24 protein-coding genes are annotated in these 24,655 nt (G+C 37.9%); 16 read left to right on the top strand and 8 right to left on the bottom strand.

The window, feature by feature from the left end; genetic code table 11:
- The first annotated feature begins 87 nt into the window (after positions 1–87).
- Positions 88–795, top strand: coding sequence for a DUF421 domain-containing protein (locus tag LC418_RS13145; RefSeq protein WP_223559454.1), 708 nt, complete (start codon positions 88–90; stop codon positions 793–795).
- Positions 796–827: 32 nt separating this feature from the next.
- Here LC418_RS13145 and LC418_RS13140 read toward each other — a convergent pair whose 3' ends face one another.
- Positions 828–1,232, bottom strand: coding sequence for a winged helix-turn-helix transcriptional regulator (locus LC418_RS13140; protein ID WP_223559453.1), 405 nt, complete (start codon positions 1,230–1,232; stop codon positions 828–830).
- Positions 1,233–1,357: 125 nt separating this feature from the next.
- Here LC418_RS13140 and LC418_RS13135 point away from each other — a divergent pair, with 125 nt between their 5' ends.
- Complete coding sequence (locus LC418_RS13135; RefSeq protein WP_223559452.1) at positions 1,358–1,792, top strand: nuclear transport factor 2 family protein; 435 nt, start codon at positions 1,358–1,360, stop codon at positions 1,790–1,792.
- 200 nt (positions 1,793–1,992) lie between these two features.
- On the opposite strand, the gene LC418_RS13130 is transcribed toward LC418_RS13135, so the two are convergent.
- Positions 1,993–3,198, bottom strand: a complete 1,206-nt coding sequence (locus tag LC418_RS13130; RefSeq protein WP_223559451.1) for a CynX/NimT family MFS transporter — start codon at positions 3,196–3,198, stop codon at positions 1,993–1,995.
- A gap of 72 nt (positions 3,199–3,270) precedes the next feature.
- Here LC418_RS13130 and LC418_RS13125 point away from each other — a divergent pair, with 72 nt between their 5' ends.
- Entirely contained in the window at positions 3,271–4,053 is a 783-nt protein-coding gene (locus LC418_RS13125; RefSeq protein WP_223559450.1) for a helix-turn-helix domain-containing protein, read from the top strand.
- Positions 4,054–4,129: 76 nt separating this feature from the next.
- On the opposite strand, the gene LC418_RS13120 is transcribed toward LC418_RS13125, so the two are convergent.
- Both LC418_RS13120 and LC418_RS13115 read right to left on the bottom strand, forming a co-directional pair.
- The gene (locus LC418_RS13120) at positions 4,130–4,474 is read right to left on the bottom strand and encodes a mannan-binding lectin (RefSeq protein ID WP_040995112.1); all 345 of its coding nucleotides are present in this window, start codon (positions 4,472–4,474) and stop codon (positions 4,130–4,132) included.
- 335 nt (positions 4,475–4,809) lie between these two features.
- On the bottom strand, positions 4,810–5,505 hold the full coding sequence (locus tag LC418_RS13115; protein ID WP_223559449.1) for a Crp/Fnr family transcriptional regulator: 696 nt from the start codon (positions 5,503–5,505) through the stop codon (positions 4,810–4,812).
- 312 nt (positions 5,506–5,817) lie between these two features.
- Here LC418_RS13115 and LC418_RS13110 point away from each other — a divergent pair, with 312 nt between their 5' ends.
- The 7 genes from LC418_RS13110 (at position 5,818) to LC418_RS13080 (ending at position 13,046) form a co-directional block, all read left to right on the top strand.
- Positions 5,818–6,426 (top strand): hypothetical protein, encoded by a 609-nt coding sequence (locus LC418_RS13110; protein ID WP_111953486.1) that lies wholly within the window; start codon positions 5,818–5,820, stop codon positions 6,424–6,426.
- Positions 6,427–6,511: 85 nt separating this feature from the next.
- Complete coding sequence (locus tag LC418_RS13105; RefSeq protein ID WP_223559448.1) at positions 6,512–7,687, top strand: MFS transporter; 1,176 nt, start codon at positions 6,512–6,514, stop codon at positions 7,685–7,687.
- Between the two features lie 10 nt (positions 7,688–7,697).
- On the top strand, positions 7,698–8,480 hold the full coding sequence (locus LC418_RS13100; RefSeq protein ID WP_223559447.1) for a siderophore-interacting protein: 783 nt from the start codon (positions 7,698–7,700) through the stop codon (positions 8,478–8,480).
- Positions 8,481–8,519: 39 nt separating this feature from the next.
- Positions 8,520–9,089: a Crp/Fnr family transcriptional regulator gene (locus LC418_RS13095; protein WP_223559446.1), complete on the top strand. Its 570-nt coding sequence runs from the start codon at positions 8,520–8,522 to the stop codon at positions 9,087–9,089.
- Positions 9,090–9,161: 72 nt separating this feature from the next.
- Positions 9,162–9,854 carry a hypothetical protein gene (locus tag LC418_RS13090; RefSeq protein ID WP_223559445.1) on the top strand — a complete coding sequence of 231 codons (693 nt, stop codon included), beginning with the start codon at positions 9,162–9,164 and terminating at the stop codon, positions 9,852–9,854.
- A 215-nt stretch (positions 9,855–10,069) separates the two neighbouring features.
- Positions 10,070–11,875: a hypothetical protein gene (locus tag LC418_RS13085; protein WP_223559444.1), complete on the top strand. Its 1,806-nt coding sequence runs from the start codon at positions 10,070–10,072 to the stop codon at positions 11,873–11,875.
- 226 nt (positions 11,876–12,101) lie between these two features.
- Positions 12,102–13,046: an aldo/keto reductase gene (locus LC418_RS13080; protein ID WP_223559443.1), complete on the top strand. Its 945-nt coding sequence runs from the start codon at positions 12,102–12,104 to the stop codon at positions 13,044–13,046.
- A gap of 102 nt (positions 13,047–13,148) precedes the next feature.
- Here LC418_RS13080 and LC418_RS13075 read toward each other — a convergent pair whose 3' ends face one another.
- Both LC418_RS13075 and LC418_RS13070 read right to left on the bottom strand, forming a co-directional pair.
- Entirely contained in the window at positions 13,149–14,996 is a 1,848-nt protein-coding gene (locus LC418_RS13075; protein ID WP_111953498.1) for a chloride channel protein, read from the bottom strand.
- A gap of 233 nt (positions 14,997–15,229) precedes the next feature.
- Positions 15,230–16,831, bottom strand: a complete 1,602-nt coding sequence (locus LC418_RS13070) for a tetratricopeptide repeat protein (protein WP_223559442.1) — start codon at positions 16,829–16,831, stop codon at positions 15,230–15,232.
- Positions 16,832–17,235: 404 nt separating this feature from the next.
- Here LC418_RS13070 and LC418_RS13065 point away from each other — a divergent pair, with 404 nt between their 5' ends.
- The 6 genes from LC418_RS13065 to LC418_RS13040 all read left to right on the top strand — a co-directional run bounded on the left by LC418_RS13065 (position 17,236) and on the right by LC418_RS13040 (position 21,955).
- Positions 17,236–17,670: a transposase gene (locus LC418_RS13065; protein WP_223559441.1), complete on the top strand. Its 435-nt coding sequence runs from the start codon at positions 17,236–17,238 to the stop codon at positions 17,668–17,670.
- 7 nt (positions 17,671–17,677) lie between these two features.
- Entirely contained in the window at positions 17,678–17,998 is a 321-nt protein-coding gene (locus LC418_RS13060) for a helix-turn-helix domain-containing protein (protein ID WP_223559440.1), read from the top strand.
- A gap of 255 nt (positions 17,999–18,253) precedes the next feature.
- Positions 18,254–19,081 (top strand): hypothetical protein, encoded by an 828-nt coding sequence (locus LC418_RS13055; protein WP_223559439.1) that lies wholly within the window; start codon positions 18,254–18,256, stop codon positions 19,079–19,081.
- 12 nt (positions 19,082–19,093) lie between these two features.
- The gene (locus LC418_RS13050) at positions 19,094–19,918 is read left to right on the top strand and encodes a hypothetical protein (RefSeq protein ID WP_223559438.1); all 825 of its coding nucleotides are present in this window, start codon (positions 19,094–19,096) and stop codon (positions 19,916–19,918) included.
- A gap of 10 nt (positions 19,919–19,928) precedes the next feature.
- The gene (locus tag LC418_RS13045) at positions 19,929–20,825 is read left to right on the top strand and encodes a hypothetical protein (protein ID WP_111953510.1); all 897 of its coding nucleotides are present in this window, start codon (positions 19,929–19,931) and stop codon (positions 20,823–20,825) included.
- A 137-nt stretch (positions 20,826–20,962) separates the two neighbouring features.
- Entirely contained in the window at positions 20,963–21,955 is a 993-nt protein-coding gene (locus tag LC418_RS13040) for an aldo/keto reductase (RefSeq protein WP_223559437.1), read from the top strand.
- A gap of 80 nt (positions 21,956–22,035) precedes the next feature.
- On the opposite strand, the gene LC418_RS13035 is transcribed toward LC418_RS13040, so the two are convergent.
- Both LC418_RS13035 and LC418_RS13030 read right to left on the bottom strand, forming a co-directional pair.
- Positions 22,036–22,839 (bottom strand): SDR family oxidoreductase, encoded by an 804-nt coding sequence (locus LC418_RS13035; protein ID WP_223559436.1) that lies wholly within the window; start codon positions 22,837–22,839, stop codon positions 22,036–22,038.
- An 85-nt stretch (positions 22,840–22,924) separates the two neighbouring features.
- Complete coding sequence (locus LC418_RS13030) at positions 22,925–24,583, bottom strand: FAD-binding dehydrogenase (protein ID WP_223559435.1); 1,659 nt, start codon at positions 24,581–24,583, stop codon at positions 22,925–22,927.
- Positions 24,584–24,655 lie beyond the last annotated feature (72 nt).

Raw genomic sequence — 24,655 nt, 5'->3', positions numbered from 1 at the left:
TTAAAAGAGTTTAAAATCTATTAATCTTTAAGAAGAATGGGTTGGGGGATGGCTCATTTTTTGGATACCTTCTCTAAATTAATTTCTATGCTATCCCTATTTCTCTTAGAACTCAACTGGAAAGAATTATTTCTGGGACACGAAGAATGGTCTTTTCTTCTGGAAATCATATTACGGACTATGATCATGTTCCTGGCCATTATTATTGGCCTGAGAATTTTAGGAAAAAGAGGGGTAAAGCAGCTTTCTATTTTTGAGCTGGTCGTTATTATCGGTTTAGGTTCTGCGGCTGGTGATCCTATGTTCAATAAAGATGTTGGTATTATTTCTTCCATTCTCGTTTTTATAGTCATCATTCTTTTATATAGTATTGTCACTTTTTTTATAGGAAGAAGCAAAAAATTTGAGAAACTGGTGGAAGGAAGTTCCATCTGCCTGATCAAAGACGGTGAATTTGCTATTGAAAACTTTAAAAAAGAAAACTTGGGAAGCGATGAATTTTTTGCAGAGCTCAGGTTGAAGGGTGTTTCACAGCTTGGGCAGATTGAAACAGCTATTGAAGAAATTTCCGGGGAGATCAGTGTATTTTACTATGAAGATAAAGATGTAAAATACGGCCTTCCCATTATGCCGGATTCATTAAAAAATCCATTAAAAATAATTCATAAAGAAAGTCAATATTCATGTATCTTCTGTGGACATACCGAATTTAAAACGGAAGGAAATGCCGGAAACTGCTCAAAATGTCAAAAAGATGAATGGATGGAAGCAAGTGAAAAAAGAAGAGTGACATAAATCAATATATCAGATATACAGTGATCAACCTTTTATTTTGTACTGGAAGACTTTCCTCCTGCGGACATCTCGCTTTTAATTTTCTGTCTATGCTGTATTCCCCATCTGGTCATAGCTCCTACCAATTCTTCAAGGGTATGACTGTAGGGCAGCAATTCATATTCAATACTTACAGGATAGCCAACAGAAACTTTTTTTACAATAAATCCGTTCAGCTCCAATTCTTTAAGCTCACTGGAAAGTACCCTTGCAGATATGCCGTTCACCTGTCTTTGAATCTCTGTAAATCTTTTATTCCCCCTCGCCATTGCAATAATAATCATCAGTTTCCATTTGCCTCCAATAGCATAAAGCGCATCTGAAACGGCCATTAAAACAGTACTGCATTCTTCTGTAAATGCCTTGCTATCTGATTGATTTTCTTTCTCTTTTGCCATAACTAAGGTTTTCATTAGTCACTAACCTTTTGGTAACGACTAATAAATTGTAAGCAAATATACTATAGTTTTGTCAGACAATAACAAGCAAATAAAGATTTTAAAACCTTATTAAAATTAAAAGTATGACATTAGAAATTTTAAAAACAAAAGAAGAATTAAGAAACTTAATTGATGCCTATGCATCCTTGGGCGATGAAAAAAAGATTGCAGAACAAATGGAATTATTTACATCGGATGCTACCTACAAAGCATATATGGGAGACTTTCTGGCAGGAGAAACTGTGGGAAGAGAAAAACTTGAAAACGAATTTAATGGCCATGCTTCGCAGGTTAAAAACTATTTCACACTAAACGGACAGCATACTGTGGAAATAGATGGAAATACTGCTACAGGTACCTCTTTTTCCCAGATTAAAATGATTCGTGAGACAGAAGGCAAAGATACTCTGACGGATTATAGTGTAAAATATGATGACCAATATGTATATCAGGATGGGAAATGGCTCATAAAAGATCGTATAGGTTATTTCACCATTGTAGAAGCCAGGCTTTTTTAATAATTCAGATGAATGTAGGCTTAAATAAATGGAGAAAATAATTTCATATGAAGAGCAAATGTTCTCTTACTTTTGAGCTTTTCAAAGATTAATTGAACCTCACAGAGATTTCTTTGTGAGGTTTTAATTTTGTTTTGTTTTAAAACGATGAAAATGAAAAAAAATACAGAAGTCTCTTAGTGTGACTTCTTTTATTTTTTTTAATCTTCCACACATTTATTCCTGGCCGCCTTCATTCCGAAATAAAACATCAGGATAACAGCGAAACTCAAAAAATAAAAAGAGCTTTTCCAGGATGCATCCCAGTCATGAAGTTTTCCAAAAACCGGAGGCCCGAATGCAGCAATCAGGTACCCCACAGACTGTGCCATTCCGGATATTTTTACCGCATTGGCGCTATTTTTCGTTCTTGTTGAAAAAAACAGAATAGACAGGCTGAAAGACAACCCATTAGAAATACCGATAATGACAGCATTAGCATAGATCCATTGCGACTGCAGCCAGACGAACATCATCGTACTTCCGAACATTAAACTGCAGATAAGTATGATCAGGATCCGCTGATCCTTCATTTTCCCGGCAATAATCGGAGCACAGAAAGTAATCGGGATCATGGTAATCTGAATAAAAAACAGGACCCATCCCGCATTTTCACCTTCCATTTTACAATCAGTAAGAAATGAAGGCAGCCAGGCCATCATGCAGTAATAAAATAAAGACTGCAGCCCCATAAATACACTGATATTCCATGCCTGCGCAGATTTAAACATATTAAAATCAGAAACACTTAAAGCTGCTTTTGCCTGTCCCGGATTCTTTTTATTGAATATCAGCTCCAGGATAAGGACAAAAAGTCCCAGTCCGGCAATGATCAGCCAGATTCCCAGGGAGCCACGCCATCCGAATCCCGTCCATTCTCCGATCCTTACGCTGAAGCCTGAGGCTAATGCAGCTGTAAGATTCATAGAAACTGCAAAAATTCCGGTCATCAAACCGATCTGTTTAGGAAAATTATTCTTGATATAACCCGGAGTAACTACATTTCCGATACAGATTCCCAAACCTATAAACACAGATCCTGTGAAAAGAGTCCATAGAGATCCCGTAATCCTTAGGAACAGTCCGAAACTTAAAATAATCAGGGAATACATCAGAAACCGGCTGATACTGAATTTATGTGAAAATCTGCTCACTAAAACGGAACATGTTGCAAACATAAACAGTGGAATAGAAGTAAGTAGGCTCACCTGAAAACTATCCAGATTCAAGGCATGCCGTATATCACCCAATACCGGGGAAACAGAGATAATAGGAGATCTCAGATTACTGGATACCAGGATCACAACCAGTATATTGACCACCATCAGAATATAAGAAGCATTCTTTCTTAATTCGCTCTTCATCATATAATTAATATTTGATGCAAAATTAATTCAGCAGTTTTATTTAATTTTGCCAAAGTTTTAACGTAAAACGACATGAATGTTCACGACACTATAGATATTGATCAGCTGAAGAAGCCCTATTTTGTCTGGTTTGAAGAAGGCTGGCGGCATGATGACATTCTTCATTCTCACCAAAAAGGCCAGCTCGTGTATGTAGAAAGTGGATTCCAGTATATTACGGTCGACGGGAAGATCTACCTTCTTCCACAAAACCATGCAGCCTGGATTCCTCCGGGTGCCATCCATAAAACCAATTCACACTCTGAAAAAATTAAACTGATGATCATGTTCGCCGATGTAGAAAAAAGCAGTGCTTTTCATCATAAGATTAATGTTTTTTCCGTTCCTCCTGTTCTGAAAGAAATGATAAAGTATGCAGAAAAATGGTCAAAAAGCATTTCAAAAGATCCGGATGAAGCACTTTTCTTACAAGCACTTTTTAATGAGCTTCCTCATTTTGTGGAACATTCCTTACAACTTTATATCAGACTTCCTGAAGATAAAAGGTTATCTAAATCTATTGAATATCTTCACAGTCATTACCAGGAGGACGTAAGAATGGAAGATCTGAGTGAAATTTCAATGCTTTCCTTACGCACAATAGAACGCATTTTTAAAAAAGAGACCGGAATGACACTGGCCAAATACCAGCAGATACTAAGAATTATTAAAAGCCTGGAACTGCTGAGCTCCGGCGACCATACCATTTCCGAAACAGCATACAAAGTAGGGTATAAGAGTGTTCAGGCCTTTACAAGAAGTTTCCAGTCTGTAATGCAGTCCAGACCTACGGATTTTATAAAAACTACTCAATAATTCAGCTGTAAAATTATTATCAGAGCAAAAAAAATCTCCAGGTTGCCCCAGAGATTCATATTAATCTAAATAAGTTCTAGAACTTAAATGTGCATCCGCAAACGCTCATTTTGCCTTCAACGACTGTTGTCCACTGTCCGTTCCAGGTTCCTCCGTAAGAAGCACAGATTGAAGGGCATATTTCTTTAGCATCTTCGTTGCTCCAGATTGGTCCTGCTAAAACGTCCATAGTATATTCTGTACTTCCTGATGGTTGCGTATCATATTCAACTTCGATAACGCTCATCTGACCTTCGACAATAGTGCTCCATTGTCCAGTGAATTTTCCTAAATGTGCCGCAGCAATACGACCTCCGATTTTTTGTGCTTCATCATTGCTCCAAAGCGGACCTGCAATGATATTGATTTTGAATGTTGACATGGTGTAATGTTTTTAAGTTGTTTAACATTACAAAGTTGTCACTTTAATGAGATATATGATAGCGTAGAAAATACCAAATTTACCATTCCGTATTTACACTTAGTTGCAAAAAATCATAGGCTAAAATGAAAAAGGTCCCCTAAAGGAGGAGACCTTAAAAAAACACAAATGATGAAAAAAAATTATTTCGATTTACAAATATAAGTAAAAAATATATTATGCAAAACATCATATAAGCATAAATATTAAAAAAACATTCATTCTAATTAAAAATAAGGACTCGTTCAATAATGCTTTTCTTACCATTAACCGTGAAATTTAGCAATCATATATTATCATAAAACAAAAAATAAATTAAAAAGATTCCAATAATATAAATGGTACAATTGAATAATTTCATCCAATGATTCAGGGCAATTTAAAAAAGGTAAATAAAATATTTTGCCATTCTGTATTCTTACTGTTTTTTCTTTCTCCATTTTCTTTACGATCCTTATAACAGTTTCTACACATAAGCCGGTAAGGGAAGCCAGATTTTGTCTGGTAAACGGAAACTGATAAGAGTATTTGTCCGTATAACGGTTATAAGATTTCAGGCAGTCCATTACACGCTTTTCTTTGGTTCCCGGATCGGGCGTAGAAAGATTGTTCATCATCACATGCCTGTAATACATTCTTTCTGTGGTATAGCTACAGAGTTTCGGGAGAAGGTGAGGTAAGCTTCCGATAAGTTCCATGAATTTGTTCTTATCCAGTCTTATAATCTCACAAATACCCATTGCTATTGCATTCACAGGGTAGCGTTTGTCGATAAACAGGAAACTCTCTGCAATGCAATGTCCCTCAAAAGGAACACTGTGGATAATTTCCCGTCCATCTTCATAGTAATTATTAATTTTTACCGTTCCGGTTTTAATCTGAAAATAATATTTAGGCTGATCATTTTCTTTGAAAATAATATCGCCCCCTGCATAATTCATCAGTTCCGCCCCTGAGGAAAATAAAAGCTCTTCATCAATTACCATATTCATACTACTATTCTGAACTTACAAATATAATTTTAAATTGATTTTTCTCTTTATCACTTTTTAATTTTTATTCAAAAATTATTCATAAAAAATAATAGTGCTTTAATGCAAACTCATTCATACCGTCATGACTTGAATCATAAAATATCTTATTTATTCAATCTATTTTTGATAAATGCATTTAAAATCCATTTATCCCGATCCATTTAAGTTTTAACATCAGCCTCTCCATCGAGAGGCTTTTATCATGGGGTTATGATCGTGCTCATAAAGAAACACTTTCATATTTTATAAATTAGTATAAAATCCAGTACAATGAAGCCTAAGCAGATCAACAGAGTTCCACAACAGCAATCCGGTGGATTTCACGATACAGAAAGTCAGAAGCAGTTTGAACCGACACTTTTACCGATCAAGTTTGATATTTTGAAACAAAGATTTTTTTCAGTGAGCCGTTGGAAAAGCTATTGCGGTGAAGGATTTGCAGCCTTTAAACTTTATGATTCAAAAGGAAATATTGCTGAAAGACCACCTCAGAAAGGAGATTTTATGAGAATTGATATTCCCGGACCGGGAGAAACTGAAGCCAAAGGGTATGACTGGGTAGAAGTTACTGATATCTGCTTTCAGGAAGATAACTATTCGGAAAGCATTTTAATAACGTGCAGACCCTCCATAAATCCTCAGGACAGAAAAAACAGTCATATTGCCCATTTTTACAGCTCTATAGCAACCTCAACTTTTATGATCGCGAGAACGCCTACTCATCTAAAAGCCGCAGTCTACGGACGGAATGAAACGCCGAATTTTAACGCCGGATATATTGATGTTATCAGAAATCTTATGGTTGCCGTAGGAGGAATGATGGGAATTTCTAAGGTCCAGTGGAAAAAGCTGACAGATGGTTTTCTGGATTTTGAATAAATTCCTGTAGGTTGTTTTTTGACTTAAGTCAAAGTTTTTTTTTGTCTGTAACAGGACATTTGCACCGAATATTTTAAACAAAATTATGAGTGCAACATTAGAAAAAGGACAGACTATTAATTTCTATACAGCCACAATGCCTATTATCCTATCAGTATTTGCCATATATCTTACGATAGGAATTTCTTTAGGTGTGCTTCCGAAATTTGTCCAGAACAATTTAGGATTTAACAGTATCATCATAGGAATGGTAATCGGGTTACAATCACTGGCAACACTTTTAACCCGTGCTTACTCCGGAAAAATTACAGATACAAAAGGAGCAAAGAAAAGCAAAATGCTGGGAGTTTTGCTATCCGTTATTGCAGGTATAGCCTATATTCTTGCGGTAAGTTTCCAGGCATCACCCCAGACAGCGCTAGTATTTCTCCTGCTTGCCAGAATGATTCACGGTGTTGGTGAAAGTTTTCTGGTTACAGGAGCATTAACCTGGGGGATTGGCCTTGTCGGGCATCAGAATTCAGGAAAAGTAATGACCTGGAACGGTATTGCCATGTATGCCGGAATTGCTGTTGGTGCTCCGTTGAGTATCTGGATGAGTAAAGATTTTGGAGTGCTTCCGGCATTTATCCTGATCATGCTACTGCCGTTTGTCAGCTGGATTTCCACAGCGAAACTGCCTTCCATTCCTGTGGATAAAGGGCATATAAGAACTCCTTTTTACAAAGTTATAGGAACGGTATCCGGACAGGGATTAAGCCTTGCATTTTCCTCTATGGCATTCGGATGTATTGCTTCTTTTGTGGGACTGTTTTTTACGGAGAAAAACTGGGGTGATGCGTCACTGGCTTTTATAACTTTCGGGGCCTGTTATGTATTGACAAGAATTTTATTTGCTTCATTTCCTGACAAATACGGAGGCTTCAGAATTGCTTTTATTTCCCTGATAATCGAAGCTGCAGGGCAGATCATCATCTGGACCTCGGCATCAAAAGCAATGGCTATTCTTGGCTGTGGGCTTACAGGAGTAGGGTTTTCCCTGATTTTTCCGGCATTGGGTGTGCTGGCCATTCAAAAAGTAAAACCACAAATGAGAGGAACAGCTTTAGGCGCCTATGTGGCTTTTGTGGATCTTTCACTGGGACTGGCGGGCCCGGCTGCAGGTCTTGCTGCGGGATGGTTCAATTATCAGGCGGTGTATCTGTTTGGAGGATTGAGTTGCGTCATTTCTATAATCATTTTATTATTCAACAAAAAATAAACTTGAAGCAATGACAAATAATCCAGCTATATCAAGAAAAATACGTTCGGTATTTACCGTTAAAAATAAACAATATCTTAGTCCTCATTTTATCAGAGTAATCTTTAAAATTGAAGAAAATCAGGTTGAATTATTAAGAAACGTACAATCCGGATCCAACAATAAATTATTTATTCCAACAGGTATGACAGATCAAAATCAGGAACCTTTATTCCTGACCAGAACCTATACCAACCGCAAGATCGATCTGGACAGCCGCGAACTGACGATTGATTTTGCTGTTCATGGTGAAACCGGCCCTGCCTCTCTATGGGCGCTTAATGCAAAACCGGGGGATACATTGGAAATAGGAATGAAAGAAAGCACCCGGCCACTGGTTCCTGATGCAGACTTTTATTTACTCGTTGGTGATGCTACGGCACTTCCTGTGATCTGCGCTGTTGCAGAACTGCTGCCTTCCTATGTAACCGCAAAAATACTCCTCGAAGTTCCCGGAAAGGAAGACGAAATCATGCTGTGTTCAAGAGCAGAACTCTCCGTAGAATGGCTTTATAATCCTCATCCCGAAAAAGGAAGCTGTATTGCAGATCTTGTCAAAAAAATTGAATTTCCCGCTGGAATACTGAAAAAGTATATATATGTCACGGCAGAATACAGTACTGTAAAAGAACTCCGGAGCTATTTTAAAACAGAACTCAACTGGGATTCCCACGGCATGCATGCAGTTTCTTACTGGAAAGCAGGCCAATCGGAAGATGAAACCTCCAAAGACAGGTCGGTACAGGGAGATTGAGCTTTTATTGCTACATTTGCTCAGGACTGATTTCAGATTATGGAAGAACTATTAGCTTCATACATTAAAAGCAAAATATCGGTAACAGAAGAGGAGCTGAACATCATTCTTTCCCATTTCAGACCGATGAAACTGAAAAAGAATGAGCTGCTGCTCGCCAACGGGCAGTCCAGCCAGCGGACTTTCTTTGTGGTTAAAGGTTGTCTCCGGATTTTCTTTATCAATGAAGAAGGCCAGGATTCTACCCGGTATTTTGCTTTTGAAAATCAGTTTGCTACCGCACTGGTCAGTTTTATCACATCAGAACCTTCTGATGAATTTATACAGGCTGTGGAAGATTCGGAGGTGTATTATATAACGCACGGCAGCTTTTATCATCTGCTGGATGAGATTCCGCAGTGGGAGAAATTCTACAGAAAATACCTTGAAATGGCTTATGTAAACAATACCAGGAGATTGATGTCTTTTCTGGTGCAGGACGCCCTTGAAAAGTACCGCCAGCTGCTGGATGAAAACCCTATTATTGTACGGAGGCTTTCCAATAAAATGGTGGCTTCCTATCTCAATATTTCGCAGGAAACATTAAGCCGGTTAAAATCAAAACTTTAAGTTTCTTTTTTTGACCCAAATCAATGTTTCAGGATCTGACAGTCTGCAAATTTGCAGTCAATCATCAGAACTATGAACAATAGCGAGCGCCAACCTTCAGATATTTTTACAGGCATTATTCTTTCAAAAAATAAAATTGCATACGACACCTTTCACATCAAGGTTCAGAGCCGGGGTTTTTCAACGATTCAATATGCCGCAGGATATACCGCCGAAATTTTCCTTTGCGATCCTTATTATAGTCCGCGCAGCAGGAGTCGGGAATATGCCTTCTGGAATTATGAACCGGTTTATCATACTGCGGATTTTGTTATCACAGCAGAAGACAACAGTGTAAAAGATTGGATGTGTACAGCTCAGGAAGGAGACAGTGTATTTTTTCGCAGATTTTTAAATGAAACGGTGACAGATCATTCCGTAAATCAGTATTTTCTGATAGGAGATCATACAGGTTTATCTTTTCTTTATGAGATCAACAGAGCTCTTGCCGTCAGCAAAAAAGTTGAAAGTTTTATTTACAGTAAACACCCGGGCAGACTTTTTCCGGATCTTGATCACAGCTTTCCTTTAAATTTTTCTATTATCAATCCTTTACATCCCGAAAATATTCTAGAATACATCAGAAAACACTTTCCGGGAAATATAAAAAACAGCAGAGTGTATTTGGCAGGAGGTATGAAAATAAATTCTTTGATATCTGAATTTCTTCAGAAGGAATATTCTTTTGAGCCCAAGAATATCTATTTGAAAAACTTCAGGAGTTGAGTTATCACATTTGAGTACTCCAGAAGGGGAGAAGCTTTGAAACAATGATATTTAACATATTTCCGATATTACAAGTATTATTTAATGCATAGCTAATATTAAAATGATAAATTTAGGTCAATTAAAGTTTTTGAACTGAAGCACTCATTTCAATATGGATCCACCATTCCGGGATTTTAATTCATTTTCAGCGAAAGAATTTTTATCAGAATAAAATGACACATAAACCATTACACAACTTCCATATTCCGGTAATGGGCCTGGCTTATACTATAGACAGTCCAATCCGTGTTGCCCAATATGGAATTTCTTCCGTGATTTCCATTATTGATGATGAGATCCTGGAAAAAATGAAAAACTTTTATAGTAAGAAATTCAGTCTTGATTATTTAGGAATTTCAACAAAAACTGAGGATTACAGGGCTAAAAGAATTACAGCTTACCTGGATATGGTAGATGATATCGTGAATGAAAAATTTGAATCTTTCAAACAGGAAATCACTAGAAATAAGGAAGCATTAAAGAACTTTATAGCCATTCTGCCCAATACTTCAGATCTGAAAAGCAGACTTCAAAATCTTGTGAACCAAAAAGACAATTTAGGCTCAAATATTAAGAACTTTATTGAAAACAACCTGAAACCGGGAAGTATCGATGTCAATATCATGACAAAAGTTGATAAAGACAACTATAAAAAAGATCAGCAACTTCCTGTAATCTTTAACGATGCCCATGCTTCACTGCGTGGTTTTGCCCAAAGTAAACTATCTTCTTCAATGGTACTTTCCGCAGGAATGAATCCTCGTTTGTACAGCTATATTGAAGAATTTGATGATTTCTTTCCCGATGAGAAGGGTATTTTAAAAAAGAAAATCATTCTGAAAGTAAGCGATTTCCGTTCAGCAATGATCCAGGGCAATTTTTTAGCTAAAAAAGGACTGTGGATTTCAGAATACAGAGTTGAATCAGGACTGAACTGCGGAGGCCATGCATTTGCTACGGAAGGGATGCTGCTGGGGCCTATCATGGAAGAATTTAAACAGAAAAAGAACGACCTTATCCAGTCTGCTCACGCCTTAATGATCACCGCCCTGGAGCAAAAAGGAAAACATACCGTTTCCGAACCTCTTGAAATGAAAATTACAGTTCAGGGTGGAGTGGGAACCTCTGAAGAACATGAATTTCTGCTTGAAAACTATAATGTAGACAGTGTCGGATGGGGATCACCATTTCTATTGGTTCCTGAAGCTACTTCTGTAGATACGGAAACCAGAAATCTACTTTTAAAATCTGGAGAAAAGGACTTCTATCTGAGTAATATCTCACCTTTGGGAGTACCTTTCAATACGGTTAGAGGAACATCTAATGAGCTATTAAAAGAACAAAAGGAATCTGCCGGAAAATACGGAAGTTCTTGCCCGAAAAAACTACTGGCTCTAAGCAAAGAATTTTCACCGCAGGGAACCTGTACTGCCTCTAAGAAGTACCAGGATATTAAACTGAAAGAACTTCAGACAGATCCTGAGCTTACTGCTGAAGAATTTAGCAAAAGGAAGACTGAGATTACAGATAAAGCCTGTCTCTGTGTAGGATTGGTAAATGCCGCTTATATGGAACAGAATCTTGAAATAAAGGGCGAAAAACAGGGGGTCGTTATATGTCCGGGACCTAATCTGGCTTTTTTTGACAGGGAAGTTTCCCTTTCCGAAATGGTACAACACATCTACGGGAACGCTAATATCCTTCCGGATAACCAGCGCCCGAATATGTTCATCAATGAACTGAAAATGTATGTTGATTATCTTAAAAAAGAAATCAGTAATTCTTCAGTACAGATCACAAATTCCCAAACCAAAAAGTGGAATACATTCAAAAAGAATGTTCTGGAAGGCATTGAATATTATCATCACATGTTTCATACATCCACTTTCTTTAAAAGCGGATTGAATACCATAGAACTGCAGCTGCAGGAACATAAATTGATACTTACAGCCATTGAGATTCCTCAGGCTGAAAAGTAACAGTATTTTTTTAAATTGATAGATAAACAGCTTTCATTGTGAAGGCTGTTTTTTTATGTTCATTCTAATAAAATAATCAGTTACCTTCTCCTCTTAAATGTAAAAAAGTGAGGCAGAATAAGCTTTTCTATTTATAATAACTATAAGCCATATGCTTATTTTGAATCTGAAATCCTCCATGATAATCCTTACCTTAGTACATGAAATTTTAATTCAATCTGTTTTTATGGAAAAAAGAAAAATAAAAAATACAGACCTGTCAGTAGCCCCAGTTAATTTTGGAGGAAATGTTTTTGGATGGACGCTGGACGAGAAGCAGTCCTTTGATATATTGGATCAGTTTACGGATGCCGGGTTCAATTTTATTGATACAGCAGATACCTATTCCTGGTGGGTCAACGGAAAAGGAGGCCAGTCTGAGGAAATCATAGGAAAATGGATGAAAAGTCGTTCCAACCGTCAGGATATAGTTCTGGCTACCAAGGTGGGATCTGAGACCAAAGAACACGGTTTTGACATCAGCAAAAAACATATTTTGAAATCTGTGGATGAATCCCTTCAAAGGCTTCAGACCGATCATATTGATCTTTATTATACTCATTTTGATGATCATACCACTCCCGTAGAAGAAACGCTTTCTGCCTACGACGAGATCATAAAAGCCGGGAAAGTACGCTATATTGCTGCTTCCAATCTTTCCCCGGAGCGCCTGAAGGCATCATTTGAGGCTTCAGAAAAAAATAACCTTCCCAAATATGTAGCCCTACAGCCTCATTACAATTTAATGGAAAGAGAAGGTTTTGAAAAAAATTATGCTCCGCTGGTAGAAGAATTTGGATTGAGTGTATTTCCGTACTGGTCCTTAGCTGCCGGTTTTCTTACCGGGAAATACCGTAATGAAACAGATTTAGGCAAAAGCCAGAGAGGAGAAGGCGTAAGAAAATACCTGAATCCAAAAGGTCTTGAAGTATTAAAAGTCCTGGACCACGTAAGCGAAAAGCATAAAACAACACAGGGGACAGTCGCCCTGGCATGGCTTCTGGGCAATCCTTTAATCACTGCACCTATTGTAAGTGCGACAAGTGCCTCCCAGCTTGATACTTTATTCAATGCCCAAAAACTTATTCTAGACCAGGAAGATATTGAATTGCTTAATCAGGCAAGTCATTAATTAATTTCATCTGAAATTAAAAATATCCGTTCGGTTTGCTGAACGGATATTTTTTATGTTTTTAAATGATGAAGTTTGATTCTGAACTTTATGTTTAAAAAATTAATCAGAATATTCTTTCAAAAGCTGTCTGTAACTCATCAAGATAGATGATTTTGAAATAAACCCTATAAAATCATTGTTTTCACTGGTTACCGGAAGGTTCCATACGCCGGTATCATCAAAAATCTGAAGAATTTCCAACGGTTTATTGTCCCGGTGAATGACTGCAGGCGGAGCTTTCATAATTTGCGCAACTGTCATGGAGCTGTCAGCTTCTTTATTAAAAAGATAGGGACGGATATCATCCAAAGTAAGGATGCCTTTCAGTTTTCCTGCCTCATCTGTTGCCGCAAAAATATTTTTAGTTCCATTTTTCACCTGCTCAAACAATATTGTAATGGAAGCATTTTCATGGATTGTTTCTGAATATTTATCTATAAAATCTTCGGTTCTTAAAGCAAAAAGCAGGTTTTTATCATGCTTGTTAGTAAATATTTTCCCCTGATCAGCCAAAGATTCCAGTTCCGGGGAGATCGGGGAGAACCATTTTGCAATAAGATAAGAGATAATGGATACGATCATCAGCGGAATAAAAAGATCATATCCAAAACTGGATTCAGCGATCAGAAATATAGCCGTAAGAGGAGCATAGAGTACACCGCTCATTGCTCCTGCCATTCCTACCAGAACAAGATTAGTTACCGGAACATCCGTAAACCCGATATGCTGGCAGACTACTGCAAATAAATAACCCACCGTTCCTCCGGCAAAAAGAGACGGGGCAAAATTACCACCGTTACCACCGCTAAATATTGTAAAAGACGTAGCAAAAGCTTTTAACAGACATACCAGAACCAAAAATATGATGATGGTCCAGTCTCCGATCTCAAAATACCGGAAAAAGCTGTTTCTGATAATAGAATGAGTACTTCCGTTGGTAAAAGCCTTCACTGTCTCATATCCTTCTCCGAACAATGGCGGAAAAAGAACACATAACAATGACAGCACCAAACCTCCGAACATAGCCTTACGCATCCTTGAAAGCTTAAGCCCTTTGATGAAATGTTCTACTTTTTGAGAAATCACGACAAAATAACGGGCATACAGTCCCGTCACAATTCCCAGTATAAGATAGTATGGAACATTTTTATAGTTAAAGGGTTCTCTGGTATAAAACCTGAAAAGCACATCTTCCTGAAGCAGAATCCTTGATAAAAGGCTTCCGCAGACAGCAGCCACTACCAAAGGAATGAAATCTGTAAAAACCACACCTGTCAAAAGAATTTCAAAAGCAAACATGATCCCCGCAATCGGAGCATTGAAAGCTGAAGCAATACCTGCGGTGGCTCCTGCAGCCAACAGGAGAGTCCTTTCCTTATAGCTGAGCCGATAGGTCTGTGCATAATTGGAACCGATGGCGGCCCCTGTAACTGCAATAGGACTTTCTAATCCCGCAGATCCTCCTAAACCAACTGTCACGGCGCTCTGAATGATCTGTGAATACATTTTTACAGAAGCTACAATACTTGAGTTCTGAGCTATTTCATACAAAATTGCACCGATTCCTTTTCTGTCCTGGCCTTTAAACAGAGTAAGAACAATAGCTGTAGTAAGAACGATTCCCAAAAAAGGAAAAACAATATAGAATAAGATCTGATATTCAAAATGTACCTTATGCGTAATAAAATTATGGATGGTATGTACAAGCGTTTTCAGGACCACTCCGGCAAGACCAGCAGTACAACCCACGAGTATTCCGGAAAGTACCAGAAACTGGTTCCTGCTGAGCCTGTTATTAAGCCAGTGAAGAATCAGTTCATAGCTTCTGGCTTTTTCCAGTCCGTATTCCTGGAAGTCTCTTTTAAATTTTAGAAAGCTTAAATACTTTTTTTTATTGTGAATTTTCACTTGGAAACCAATTTTAAAACCGTAATGGTTTCGTAAATTTATGAAATATCTTTATAAATGTCTGGTCATGGATTACTAAAAAAGCATTAAAGCTTATCGCAGCATAATGAAATTCAATAGGTTATATCATTATAAATATTTCTCATAATTTTAATTTCATCCTGCAATTGAAAGATCCATCCGGAAATCTCAGGTATTTTTAATCATATTGATTTAAAAGCACTGTAAAAATTTTAAGAAACCGATTCCAGATTGTCTTTTTTCAGATTATTAATGAAATAGGAGGGACTTACTCCGGTTTCTTTCTTGAAAATTACTGCAAAAACTTCTCTCGACGAAAATCCACAGGCTTCGGCCAGATAGCTGATCTTATATTCCCGGTAAATGTGATTTTCATACAGCTTATTGGTAATATAGTTGATCCTGAGACCATTGATGTAGTTATTATAGCTGTTTCCTTTATACTGTTTGATGATTTCCGAGAGGTATCTGGTATTGGTATTCAGGTCATTGGCCAGGGAAGTAAGGCTCAGATCTTTTTTAATGAATTTTTGTGATTTTTCAAATTTTTCCAGCTTGGTCAGGATCATTTTTAGTGTTTCGTCTGTGATATTAATGCTTTTCTCAGAAGAAATTTCCAGCTGTACATTTTGTGCCGAAGGATCATTGGTCTTTTTAAGGTTATTAATGACTGTCTCATAACTTTCATGAAGTTTTCTCTGGTTTCTTTTCCAGAAAAATAGACCACCCGCCACAAGAAGTATAATAAAAGTAAAGACAATCATCAGCATTTTCTGAATATTCCCGGTATGAACTTCTCCCTGCTGATCCATCATCTTTTTTACGGGAGTATTGATAGTTTTCTTTTCTTCGTTAACGAGACTGTCATTCAGTTTCGTGTAGAGATTCATATACTTTTTTGAAGCTTCCTTTTCTCCAAGCTCTACATAAGATTTGAAGTTAACTTCATAAATATCTCTGCGGATATAGGGTATACTCATTACTTTTTCCAGCTGTTCGGCCTTTTCTGCGTAGTGTACAGCCTGATCATATTTTTTTTGGTCATAATACAGCCATGCATATTCATTCAGAATAGTAACTTCCAGGTTTTTAGATACTCCATAATGTTCATTTTGAGCTATCTTTAATGCTTTGTCAAAATAACCCTCCGCATCATGGATCCGTTTGGACGCGACGCTTGTCATACCCAAGTTCATATAAGACAGCGCAAGAAGGTGGTATTTTTTTGATATAAAATCCTTGCTTTCTCCAATATGAACTGCACTCTCCAGGCATTTTTTCTGATAATGTATCACAGAATCCAATGGGGCATTCACATGGGCCAAATATGAACTTATACCTGTATATATCAAAGATTTCAAATAATTCTTTTTGTCTTCAGACTCTATTTTTTCAGATATTTTTAATGCATTTCTAAAATCTCTGATACTTTCATTGTTAAAGCCTAATTCTGTGTAAGATGAAGCTCTTAACCTGTAAATATTGGCCAGTTTTGCATCATCGTTTGCATCTATAGCGAGCTTTTCACCTTCTGTACTCAGATCGATTACTTTTTTATGATTTCCTGCGTCATAATATCTGGCCATAAGGATAGAAGTGCTTTCCAGAAGCCCTTTTTTATAGCCTGTCTTTTTAGAGGCACGGTAAATCTCATTTGAAAGTTCTATTGATTTTGCAGGATTGCTCTTAGACAGCTCTTCAGCCCGGATAATTTCAGAATCAATTTGTGAATTTGTGGGAGATCCAAAATCGAGTTGAGCATGAAAAAGCCCGAAAATAAAACAGGACAGAAATAAAACGGTATTTTTCATCATGTGTTTTTTGAAACAGCAAATTAAGTACAATATTAATGATTATCTTACAATAATAGTGTTAGTTTTTCAGAATTTACATTGTTAATTAAATTTTTCAACCAACTGATTTTAAATAATTTAAATTTAAATAACCGCTTCAAATCCTAACTGTTTATCTTCATATAAACAGCTCTAAAATACCTGCCTTTTTTCGGAAATCATTTCGTATTAAGCTTTTTCATAACCAGCCAAAGTTCTATTATTGTACTTCTTATTTAAAACACAACATATGAAAAGCAATAATTTTGTAAGGTTTCTCATTTCCTTCAATTATAAATTTATCATATTACTTTTCTTTATCTCTCTATTCCAACCGCTGGAGCTTATCCTGTAATTTATATAAACACAAACAATTTAGAAAATATATGGATCTAAAACATCTGCACATTGGATCAATGATAAAAGAAATGGTTACCAAAAGCGGTATAGAAATACACCGAATATGCAAATTCCTGAACTGCAATGAAGAAGATGTCATAAAAATGTATGAATCTCCTACTTTTGACACGGAAGTCCTTCTGCGCTGGTCCAAAGTCCTCCAATATGATTTCTTCAGACTTTATTCTCAACACCTGATTTTGTATTCTCCACAGTCTTCTATGAATTATATTCAAAAGAAAAAAACAGATAATCTACTCCCGGCTTTTCGTAAGAGCCTTTACACCAAAGAGATTGTAGAATTTGTCCTGCACAAGATCAGAAAAGGGGAAATGACAAAATCCAGTGTAATTTCTGAGTATAAAATTCCCAAAAGTACACTCTACAAATGGCTTCATAAATATGATATGATGAATAAATAAAGGCATAATGAAAAATATTCCGGATTACAAAAGAATCTATACAGACCTTATCAATGAAAAATATCCTGATAAAAAGGAAGCATGTAGAACCATACTCTCTAAAAAAACTTTGTCCATATTGGATGTTATCGCTTGCAGCAACATTCTTACGGATAAGGAAGATAAAAATACCTTTATTTTTAATCAGAAACATCGTTTTTATGATAAACAATCGATTCTTGAAATACTAAATTACCAGGAAAAGTATGGATACAATAACGCACAACTGGCCCGGCATTTTAAATTAAGCAGAAATACGGTTGCTAATTGGAAAAAGAAACTTATTTAGCAGATACGGTATGTAAAGTGTATTTTAAAACATAATCACTTATATATCAAATATTTACAATCTAAAACCAATGTGTTTATTTCAGTAAATATTACACCATACATTTTATATACTGAAAGAATTTGCCAATTTTTGTATTGAGCCTAAATCATTAACTAAGAAAACCTAAATTTGCATGTTGGTATCAAATTTGTTAATAAGCAGTTTTATATCAGAAGTTCCACTAAATCCTGACATCTTAAAAACACAATTCAAATGAAAAAAAAATTGCTATCCCTAGCTTTTATTGCATCATCTCTCTTGAATGCACAGATAGGAATTAGTACCAGTAATCCATTGGGAATTTTGCATGTTGACGGTGCAAAAGACAATACAGCATCAGCCACTCCCGCACAAATCAGTAATGACCTTATTATTACTAATACCGGTTTTATAGGAGCAGGCGTTTCAAATCCAATAGTAAAACTTGATATGCGTTCAGCAGGACTTCAGAATGCCGTTGGGCTGGGCTCAACAACTATGACAGCGAGCGCAGCGGGAGCAGGGGCCGTGCGATATGAACCTACTCAGGCAAAATTTCAAGTATCTGACGGGAATGTATGGGAAGCAGCAATTATCCTGCCCACTAAAGCTGTGGTGGTTGCCAGGCTGACAAGTCCGTTCTCGGTTCCTTACAATACTGATGTAAATATTACAGGATGGGACGAGATAAGAGATCTTTCCAACAGTTTTGATCCTGTTACAGGGATTTTTACGGCTCCAAGAACCGGAGTTTATACGTTTTTGATGACGTATAATTTTGTTTCCGGATCAATAGTCAATTCTTCTGAAGTCACCAGCCAGTTTTACAGCCCAACTACTGCAGCTATCCTTGCACGTTCTTACAAGACCTTTGCCCGCAGCAATGAAGATGCTCAGGTAGGAGGTTCCGCCACCATTACAGTAAGCCTGACTGCCAACCAGACTGTGCGGCCACAGCTTAATCAAAACATCACAGGATCCGGGCCAAGAGCTTTAAGAGCAAATGCAGACTGGACCCACCCGGATGCAGGTTTTAACAATATGACCATTATTGAAAATTAAAAAATACACAACATGAAAATTAAAAATTTATATCAATTACTGGTTTTTTTTCTGTCATTCTCTATACAGGCACAGACAGGTTTCTTCACCAAAGATCCAATGCAGACTTTTCATTTAGACGGTGCAAAAGATAACAGCAGTGTACCGCCTTCTGCACCTCAGATATTAAATGATGTAGTAGTAACCTCCAATGGTAACCTGGGGGTGGGACTGTTAAATCCCAAAACAAAAGTAGATGTCCGCTCTGCCGATCAAAAAGGGATTATAGGATTGGGAACAAGCTCACAGACTGCCGCAGCAGCAGGTGGTGGTGCCATCCGTTACAGCACCGGAAATATTATCCAGTATTCTGACGGTGTATCGTGGCATAATCTTCCAATGACCTTACCGCCTAAAGCAGTGGTGCTGGCTAATAAAAGCAGTGCGCTTACCCTCACAAATAATACCACCGCTCTTGTAAACGGATGGACTGTAGTCACAGATTCACAGTCTAATTTCAATGGTACTACTTTTACTGCACCCAGAAACGGATTTTACATCGTTTCGTTCAATATTACCTTAGCTGATGGGAATATTGCCCAAAACTCAAGAATTGAAACCATTATTGAAAGTAATACAGCCACTAATAATATCCAGACATACAGAAGTGTAAACTCATACCCGGCATGGGACGTTAATACAGTGAATAATATTGTAGGAGGTAACTGTACGGCTATTTTCAATTTGGTAGCAGGTGATACCATCCAGTTTAAAGTATTTCACAATTTCGGAAGCAATAAAAGTATAAATACAGCCAATACCGGTACCAATAACAGTATCAGCGTTTACGAACTATAAACAAACAAAGATGAAATTAAATAAAAAAAATATATTATTTCTGGGGTTGGGACTTCTCCCAAACTTATTTTTAGCTCAGATAGGTATTGGTATTAATAATCCGAATCCTGCCAATTCCATTGAAATTAACACAACTGAAAAAGTCATTATTGATAAAACAGGAAAAATAGGGGTTGGGGTAGCTACTCCAAAAATGGCTATTGACCTAAGAAATGGAGCCAACGGTTCTATGGCTATAGGAATGACCAATCAAACCGCAGCCGAGGCCGGGGCAGGAGCTATGCGTTACAATCCAAGTCCAGCCATCGGGGTCCAGGGTTATATAGAATATTCTGACGGAACAGTATGGGTTCCTATTCTGCCATACGGAAAGCCAAGAATTGTGGTGATGGCCGAGAAAACCAATAATAATTCCACTGTTTTTGAAACCGGTTTGTGGCCTATAGGAAACTATACAGACGGAATCCCCGGAAGATCTTCTGCTTATCTTACTTCATGGGCAGAAAAACTGGATTCGGACTCCGGGCAGCCAAGAACTAATTTTGATCCTGCTACAGGGGAATTTATTGCTCCGAGATCGGGCGTATATTATGCTACTTTTACTTTTGCTCTAGCACCCAACCAGGTAAATACCAGTTCTGGACAAAACCAGACGGAAGCGATCTGGGAAGTAAGAAACTCTTCCAATACGGTTATACAGAGGATAAAAACCAATAACGGTTATCCTCAGGACACAGGAGTTGCTCCGAATGCTGTGATCGTGGGATCTGCCTGTACTGCGAGCCTGTATCTGAATGCAGGAGATAAGCTAAGACCTTTTGTATGGATCAATGTATCGTGGGACCCGGACAAACGTCCTCTTCTTAATACAGGAGGCTATAATGTTTTAACAATTGTTGAGCAGTAATTTCATTTTCTGCCTAAACAATAACTATATCAGAAAAGCGAAAAATCACCTCTCGTTCGGGGTGATTTTATATATCCTTTAGTTTTCTCTGCACGATGTTTGCATTTTATTTATCACCAACACTTAAATACAATCATATGAAAACAGAAGTTTTAACAGAAAAGCACAGATTAGGAATAGGCGGGGTGGCGATAGGAACGGCCTTCGAAAATATAAGTGATGAAGAGTCTTATAAAATACTTCAGACCGCCTGGGATCTGGGAATCCGCTATTATGATACATCTCCCTGGTATGGCCTTACAAAAAGTGAAAGAAGATTCGGACACTTTCTGAAAGATAAAGACAGGAGCGATTTTATATTTTCAACTAAAGTAGGGAGACTGTTTCATGAAGTCCCTGAATCAGAAGTTCCACCTACGATGTGGAAAAAACCGCTGAATTATGATTTTAAACATGATTATACAGCAGACGGAGTCAAAAGATCTATAGAAAACAGCCTTCAGAGAACAGGACTGGATTATATTGATATTATTTACGTTCATGACCTGTCTGAAGATCAGGTAGGGGACCGGTATCCTTATTTTCTGGAACAGGCAAAGAAAGGAGCGTTTAAAGTTCTTTCCGAGCTGCGGGACCAGGGAGTGATCAAGGCATGGGGAATGGGAGTCAACAAAATTGAACCTATTTTAGACTGTATTGATTCTGCTGATCCTGATATTTGTCTTTCTGCAACACAATATTCGATCCTTGAACATGAAGATGCCGTCGACAGGCTGCTTCCGGCAGTTAAAAAAGCCGGTGTAAAACTGGTCTCGGGTGCTGGATATAATTCCGGATATATTGCAGGAAGAGAAAGGTACAATTATAAGGATGTCATTCCAAAAGGAATGGCCGAAAAACGTGCCGCAATAACTGCTATTGCTCAAAAATACAATACAGATGTTGTACATGCTGCGCTTCATTTTGTTTTGGCTTCAGATGAATTTGCTTCTATTATTCCCGGAGCCGGCAGGCCGGAACAGGTTAAAGATAATGTGGAAGGTTTTAAGGCCACTATTCCGTCTGAATTCTGGAACGAATTGAAGTCTAACGGACTGATCTATGAAAAGGCGCAGGTTCCTAAATCTTAAAAAGCAATTTAAATAATAGCTTATTCTTATTCAATCAGATATACAATAAACCTCTCATTATGGGAGGTTTTTGTATTTGTCTATACCACTTTTGCCTTACGGACAATCTTAGCCAACAGAGAGGGGAAAAATCTTTTGAGATAGGTTCCCATTACTTCCCGACCGCCAATAGATGCCTGATTTTTCTTTTTTTCAATAGCCGCAAGCATTTTTCTTGCAAACACATCTGCGGGCATTCCTTTATTCGTAGCATCATCCATTGTTCTCTGCAGAGAGCCGTTACCCGTTAATGCATTTATAGAAATATTGGTCTGTACAAAGCCGGGACAGATGATGGTCACTGTAATTTTTTTCGTATATAATTCAGCACGCAGCGAATCAAAAAAACCGTGAAGTGCATGTTTTGCTGCCGCATAGCTGCTTCGCATCGGAGCTCCGAAAATACCCATAAGACTGGAAACAACAGCAATATGTCCGCCGCCGTTCCTGATCATATAGGGAAGCACAGATTTTGTAAGGGCTACGGTTCCTATATAATCAATATCCATTAAACGTTTATCAACTTCTATGTCAGTTTCTATAGCCAGAGAACGCTGAGACAGTCCTGCATTATTGATCAGAATATCAATCTTTCCGAATTTTTCTACAGCTTCTTCCACAACATCCGGCATTTTTTTATAGTCTTCAAGGTCCAAAGGCAGAACAAAAAAACGATTTGCTTCCAGTCCGGCCCTTTGAGCCACAGCATTTAACTGATCTTTATTTCTTGATGAAAGGATAACTTTCGCATTGCTTTTCACTGCCAGCTCTTTTACCAGAGCTTCCCCTATTCCTGACGAAGCTCCTGTTACCCAAACCACTTTATGATCAAAATAAGTATTCACTTTTGTTTTTTTTTATTTTAATATTTTACTCTCTTATTCTTACAATTCACCATTCAGTTTCAAAGAAGAATTCACGATCTGACCTTTAAAGTCCGGCAATATATTTTCCGGCTTTCATGCCTGAAAAAATACACCCTCCAAGAAATGTTCCTTCCAGTGCACGGTAGCCATGCATTCCGCCTCCGCCAAACCCCGCAGCTTCTCCCGCTGCATAAAGCCCGTCGATCACCGTATCATCATCTCTTAAAACCTGTCCGTCAAGATTCGTTTTAATACCTCCCAGGGTTTTCCGGGTAAGAATATTGAGACGGACAGCGATCAGAGGACCATTCTTAGGATCTAATATTTTATGCGGAGCGGCAACCCGGCCGAGTCTGTCACCTAAATAATTTCTTGTATTCCTGATATAATTGACCTGTGTATCTTTTGAATATTTATTGTCCAGCTCCCTGTCTCTGGCTTCGATCTGTGCTTTTATCTTCTCATAATCCAAAAGGGAAGTTCCGGACAGTTCATTCATCTTTTCCACCAGGGTTTTCAGATCATCCGAAACAATAAAGTCTTTTCCATGTTCTTTAAAAGCCTCCACAGGTCCCGGAGCTTTTTTTCCAAAAATTCTTCTCAGAAAAAGAGCATAATCTTTATTGGTAATATCGGGGTTCTGCTCTGATCCGGAAAGAGCAAATTCTTTTTTAATGATTTTCTGGGTCAGGATAAACCAGGAGTAAGAAAACCCTGTTTCCTGTATATATTTCAGGGTTCCAAGCGTATCAAATCCTGGCAGAAAAGGAGCGGGAAAACGGTTTCCCCTGGCATCAAACCATAAAGAAGACGGTCCCGGCAGTATTCTGATGCCATGTTTCGGCCATATCGGGTTCCAGTTCTGTATTCCTTCTGTATAATGCCACATTCTGTCCGGGTTAATGATGTGTGCACCGGACTTTTCTGCAACACCAATCATTTTTCCGTCCACATACGCAGGCACACCACAAACCATATTTTCGGGAGCTTTTCCCAATCTTTCCGGCCAGTTCTTCCGCACAAGTTCATGGTTGGCTCCTATGCCTCCTGATGCAATGATCACATGAGAGGTATGGTATTCAAACTGGGAAATTACGTTTCTGTTGGTGGCAACACCTCTTTCTTTATGATCATTTTCAAGGATATCACCTTTCACGCCTTTGGTTTTACCATTTTCTATGATCAATTCCGTGACTCTATGTCTGAATTTCATCTGTAAAAGACCTTTTCCTTCTGCTTCATACGCTTTATCTACAAAAGGCTTCACAACTCCTGTCCCGGTTCCCCAGCTGACATGGAAGCGTGGTACGGAATTTCCGTGGCCGGTTGCTGATCCGTCTCCACGTTCGGCCCAGCCTACCATGAACATAAACCTGACCCCCAGCTTAGAAACATAAGCATATTTTTCATAGGCTACGAATTTCAAATAGGCTTCTGCCCATTTTCTGGGCCAGTAATCTTCCGGACGATCAAATCCAGCTGTTCCTTTCCAGTCCTGCAGAGCTAGTTCATAAGAATCTTTAATTCCCATTTTCCGCTGCTGTGGCGAATTGATAAAAAACAAACCACCGAACGACCAAAATGCCTGTCCGCCAATATTCTGTTCAGTTTCCTGATCCAGGAGAAGTACTTTTTTTCCGGCATCGGTAATTTCCATAGCGGCAGTGAGTCCTGCTAACCCTGTTCCCACAATAATAACATCAGGCTGGAATTTTTCCTCCATTGTATTGAATTACTTTTGTTTATACTTTCATTATATCCTATAATAAATATATAAAATATTCAGACGTATACC

It is taken from the genome of Chryseobacterium lathyri (assembly GCF_019970085.1).
Classification (GTDB): domain Bacteria; phylum Bacteroidota; class Bacteroidia; order Flavobacteriales; family Weeksellaceae; genus Chryseobacterium; species Chryseobacterium lathyri.
Note: the sequence above shows the minus strand (reverse complement) of the source record. Positions and strands in the feature narration are given on the sequence as shown.

Coding starts and splice junctions, on each gene's coding strand:
- LC418_RS13145 (WP_223559454.1), top strand. CDS start 88: ATGCTATCCCTATTTCTCTTAGAACTCAACTGGAAAGAATTATTTCTG.
- LC418_RS13140 (WP_223559453.1), bottom strand. CDS start 1,232: ATGGCAAAAGAGAAAGAAAATCAATCAGATAGCAAGGCATTTACAGAA.
- LC418_RS13135 (WP_223559452.1), top strand. CDS start 1,358: ATGACATTAGAAATTTTAAAAACAAAAGAAGAATTAAGAAACTTAATT.
- LC418_RS13130 (WP_223559451.1), bottom strand. CDS start 3,198: ATGATGAAGAGCGAATTAAGAAAGAATGCTTCTTATATTCTGATGGTG.
- LC418_RS13125 (WP_223559450.1), top strand. CDS start 3,271: ATGAATGTTCACGACACTATAGATATTGATCAGCTGAAGAAGCCCTAT.
- LC418_RS13120 (WP_040995112.1), bottom strand. CDS start 4,474: ATGTCAACATTCAAAATCAATATCATTGCAGGTCCGCTTTGGAGCAAT.
- LC418_RS13115 (WP_223559449.1), bottom strand. CDS start 5,505: ATGAATATGGTAATTGATGAAGAGCTTTTATTTTCCTCAGGGGCGGAA.
- LC418_RS13110 (WP_111953486.1), top strand. CDS start 5,818: ATGAAGCCTAAGCAGATCAACAGAGTTCCACAACAGCAATCCGGTGGA.
- LC418_RS13105 (WP_223559448.1), top strand. CDS start 6,512: ATGAGTGCAACATTAGAAAAAGGACAGACTATTAATTTCTATACAGCC.
- LC418_RS13100 (WP_223559447.1), top strand. CDS start 7,698: ATGACAAATAATCCAGCTATATCAAGAAAAATACGTTCGGTATTTACC.
- LC418_RS13095 (WP_223559446.1), top strand. CDS start 8,520: ATGGAAGAACTATTAGCTTCATACATTAAAAGCAAAATATCGGTAACA.
- LC418_RS13090 (WP_223559445.1), top strand. CDS start 9,162: ATGAACAATAGCGAGCGCCAACCTTCAGATATTTTTACAGGCATTATT.
- LC418_RS13085 (WP_223559444.1), top strand. CDS start 10,070: ATGACACATAAACCATTACACAACTTCCATATTCCGGTAATGGGCCTG.
- LC418_RS13080 (WP_223559443.1), top strand. CDS start 12,102: ATGGAAAAAAGAAAAATAAAAAATACAGACCTGTCAGTAGCCCCAGTT.
- LC418_RS13070 (WP_223559442.1), bottom strand. CDS start 16,831: ATGATGAAAAATACCGTTTTATTTCTGTCCTGTTTTATTTTCGGGCTT.
- LC418_RS13065 (WP_223559441.1), top strand. CDS start 17,236: ATGGATCTAAAACATCTGCACATTGGATCAATGATAAAAGAAATGGTT.
- LC418_RS13060 (WP_223559440.1), top strand. CDS start 17,678: ATGAAAAATATTCCGGATTACAAAAGAATCTATACAGACCTTATCAAT.
- LC418_RS13055 (WP_223559439.1), top strand. CDS start 18,254: ATGAAAAAAAAATTGCTATCCCTAGCTTTTATTGCATCATCTCTCTTG.
- LC418_RS13050 (WP_223559438.1), top strand. CDS start 19,094: ATGAAAATTAAAAATTTATATCAATTACTGGTTTTTTTTCTGTCATTC.
- LC418_RS13045 (WP_111953510.1), top strand. CDS start 19,929: ATGAAATTAAATAAAAAAAATATATTATTTCTGGGGTTGGGACTTCTC.
- LC418_RS13040 (WP_223559437.1), top strand. CDS start 20,963: ATGAAAACAGAAGTTTTAACAGAAAAGCACAGATTAGGAATAGGCGGG.
- LC418_RS13030 (WP_223559435.1), bottom strand. CDS start 24,583: ATGGAGGAAAAATTCCAGCCTGATGTTATTATTGTGGGAACAGGGTTA.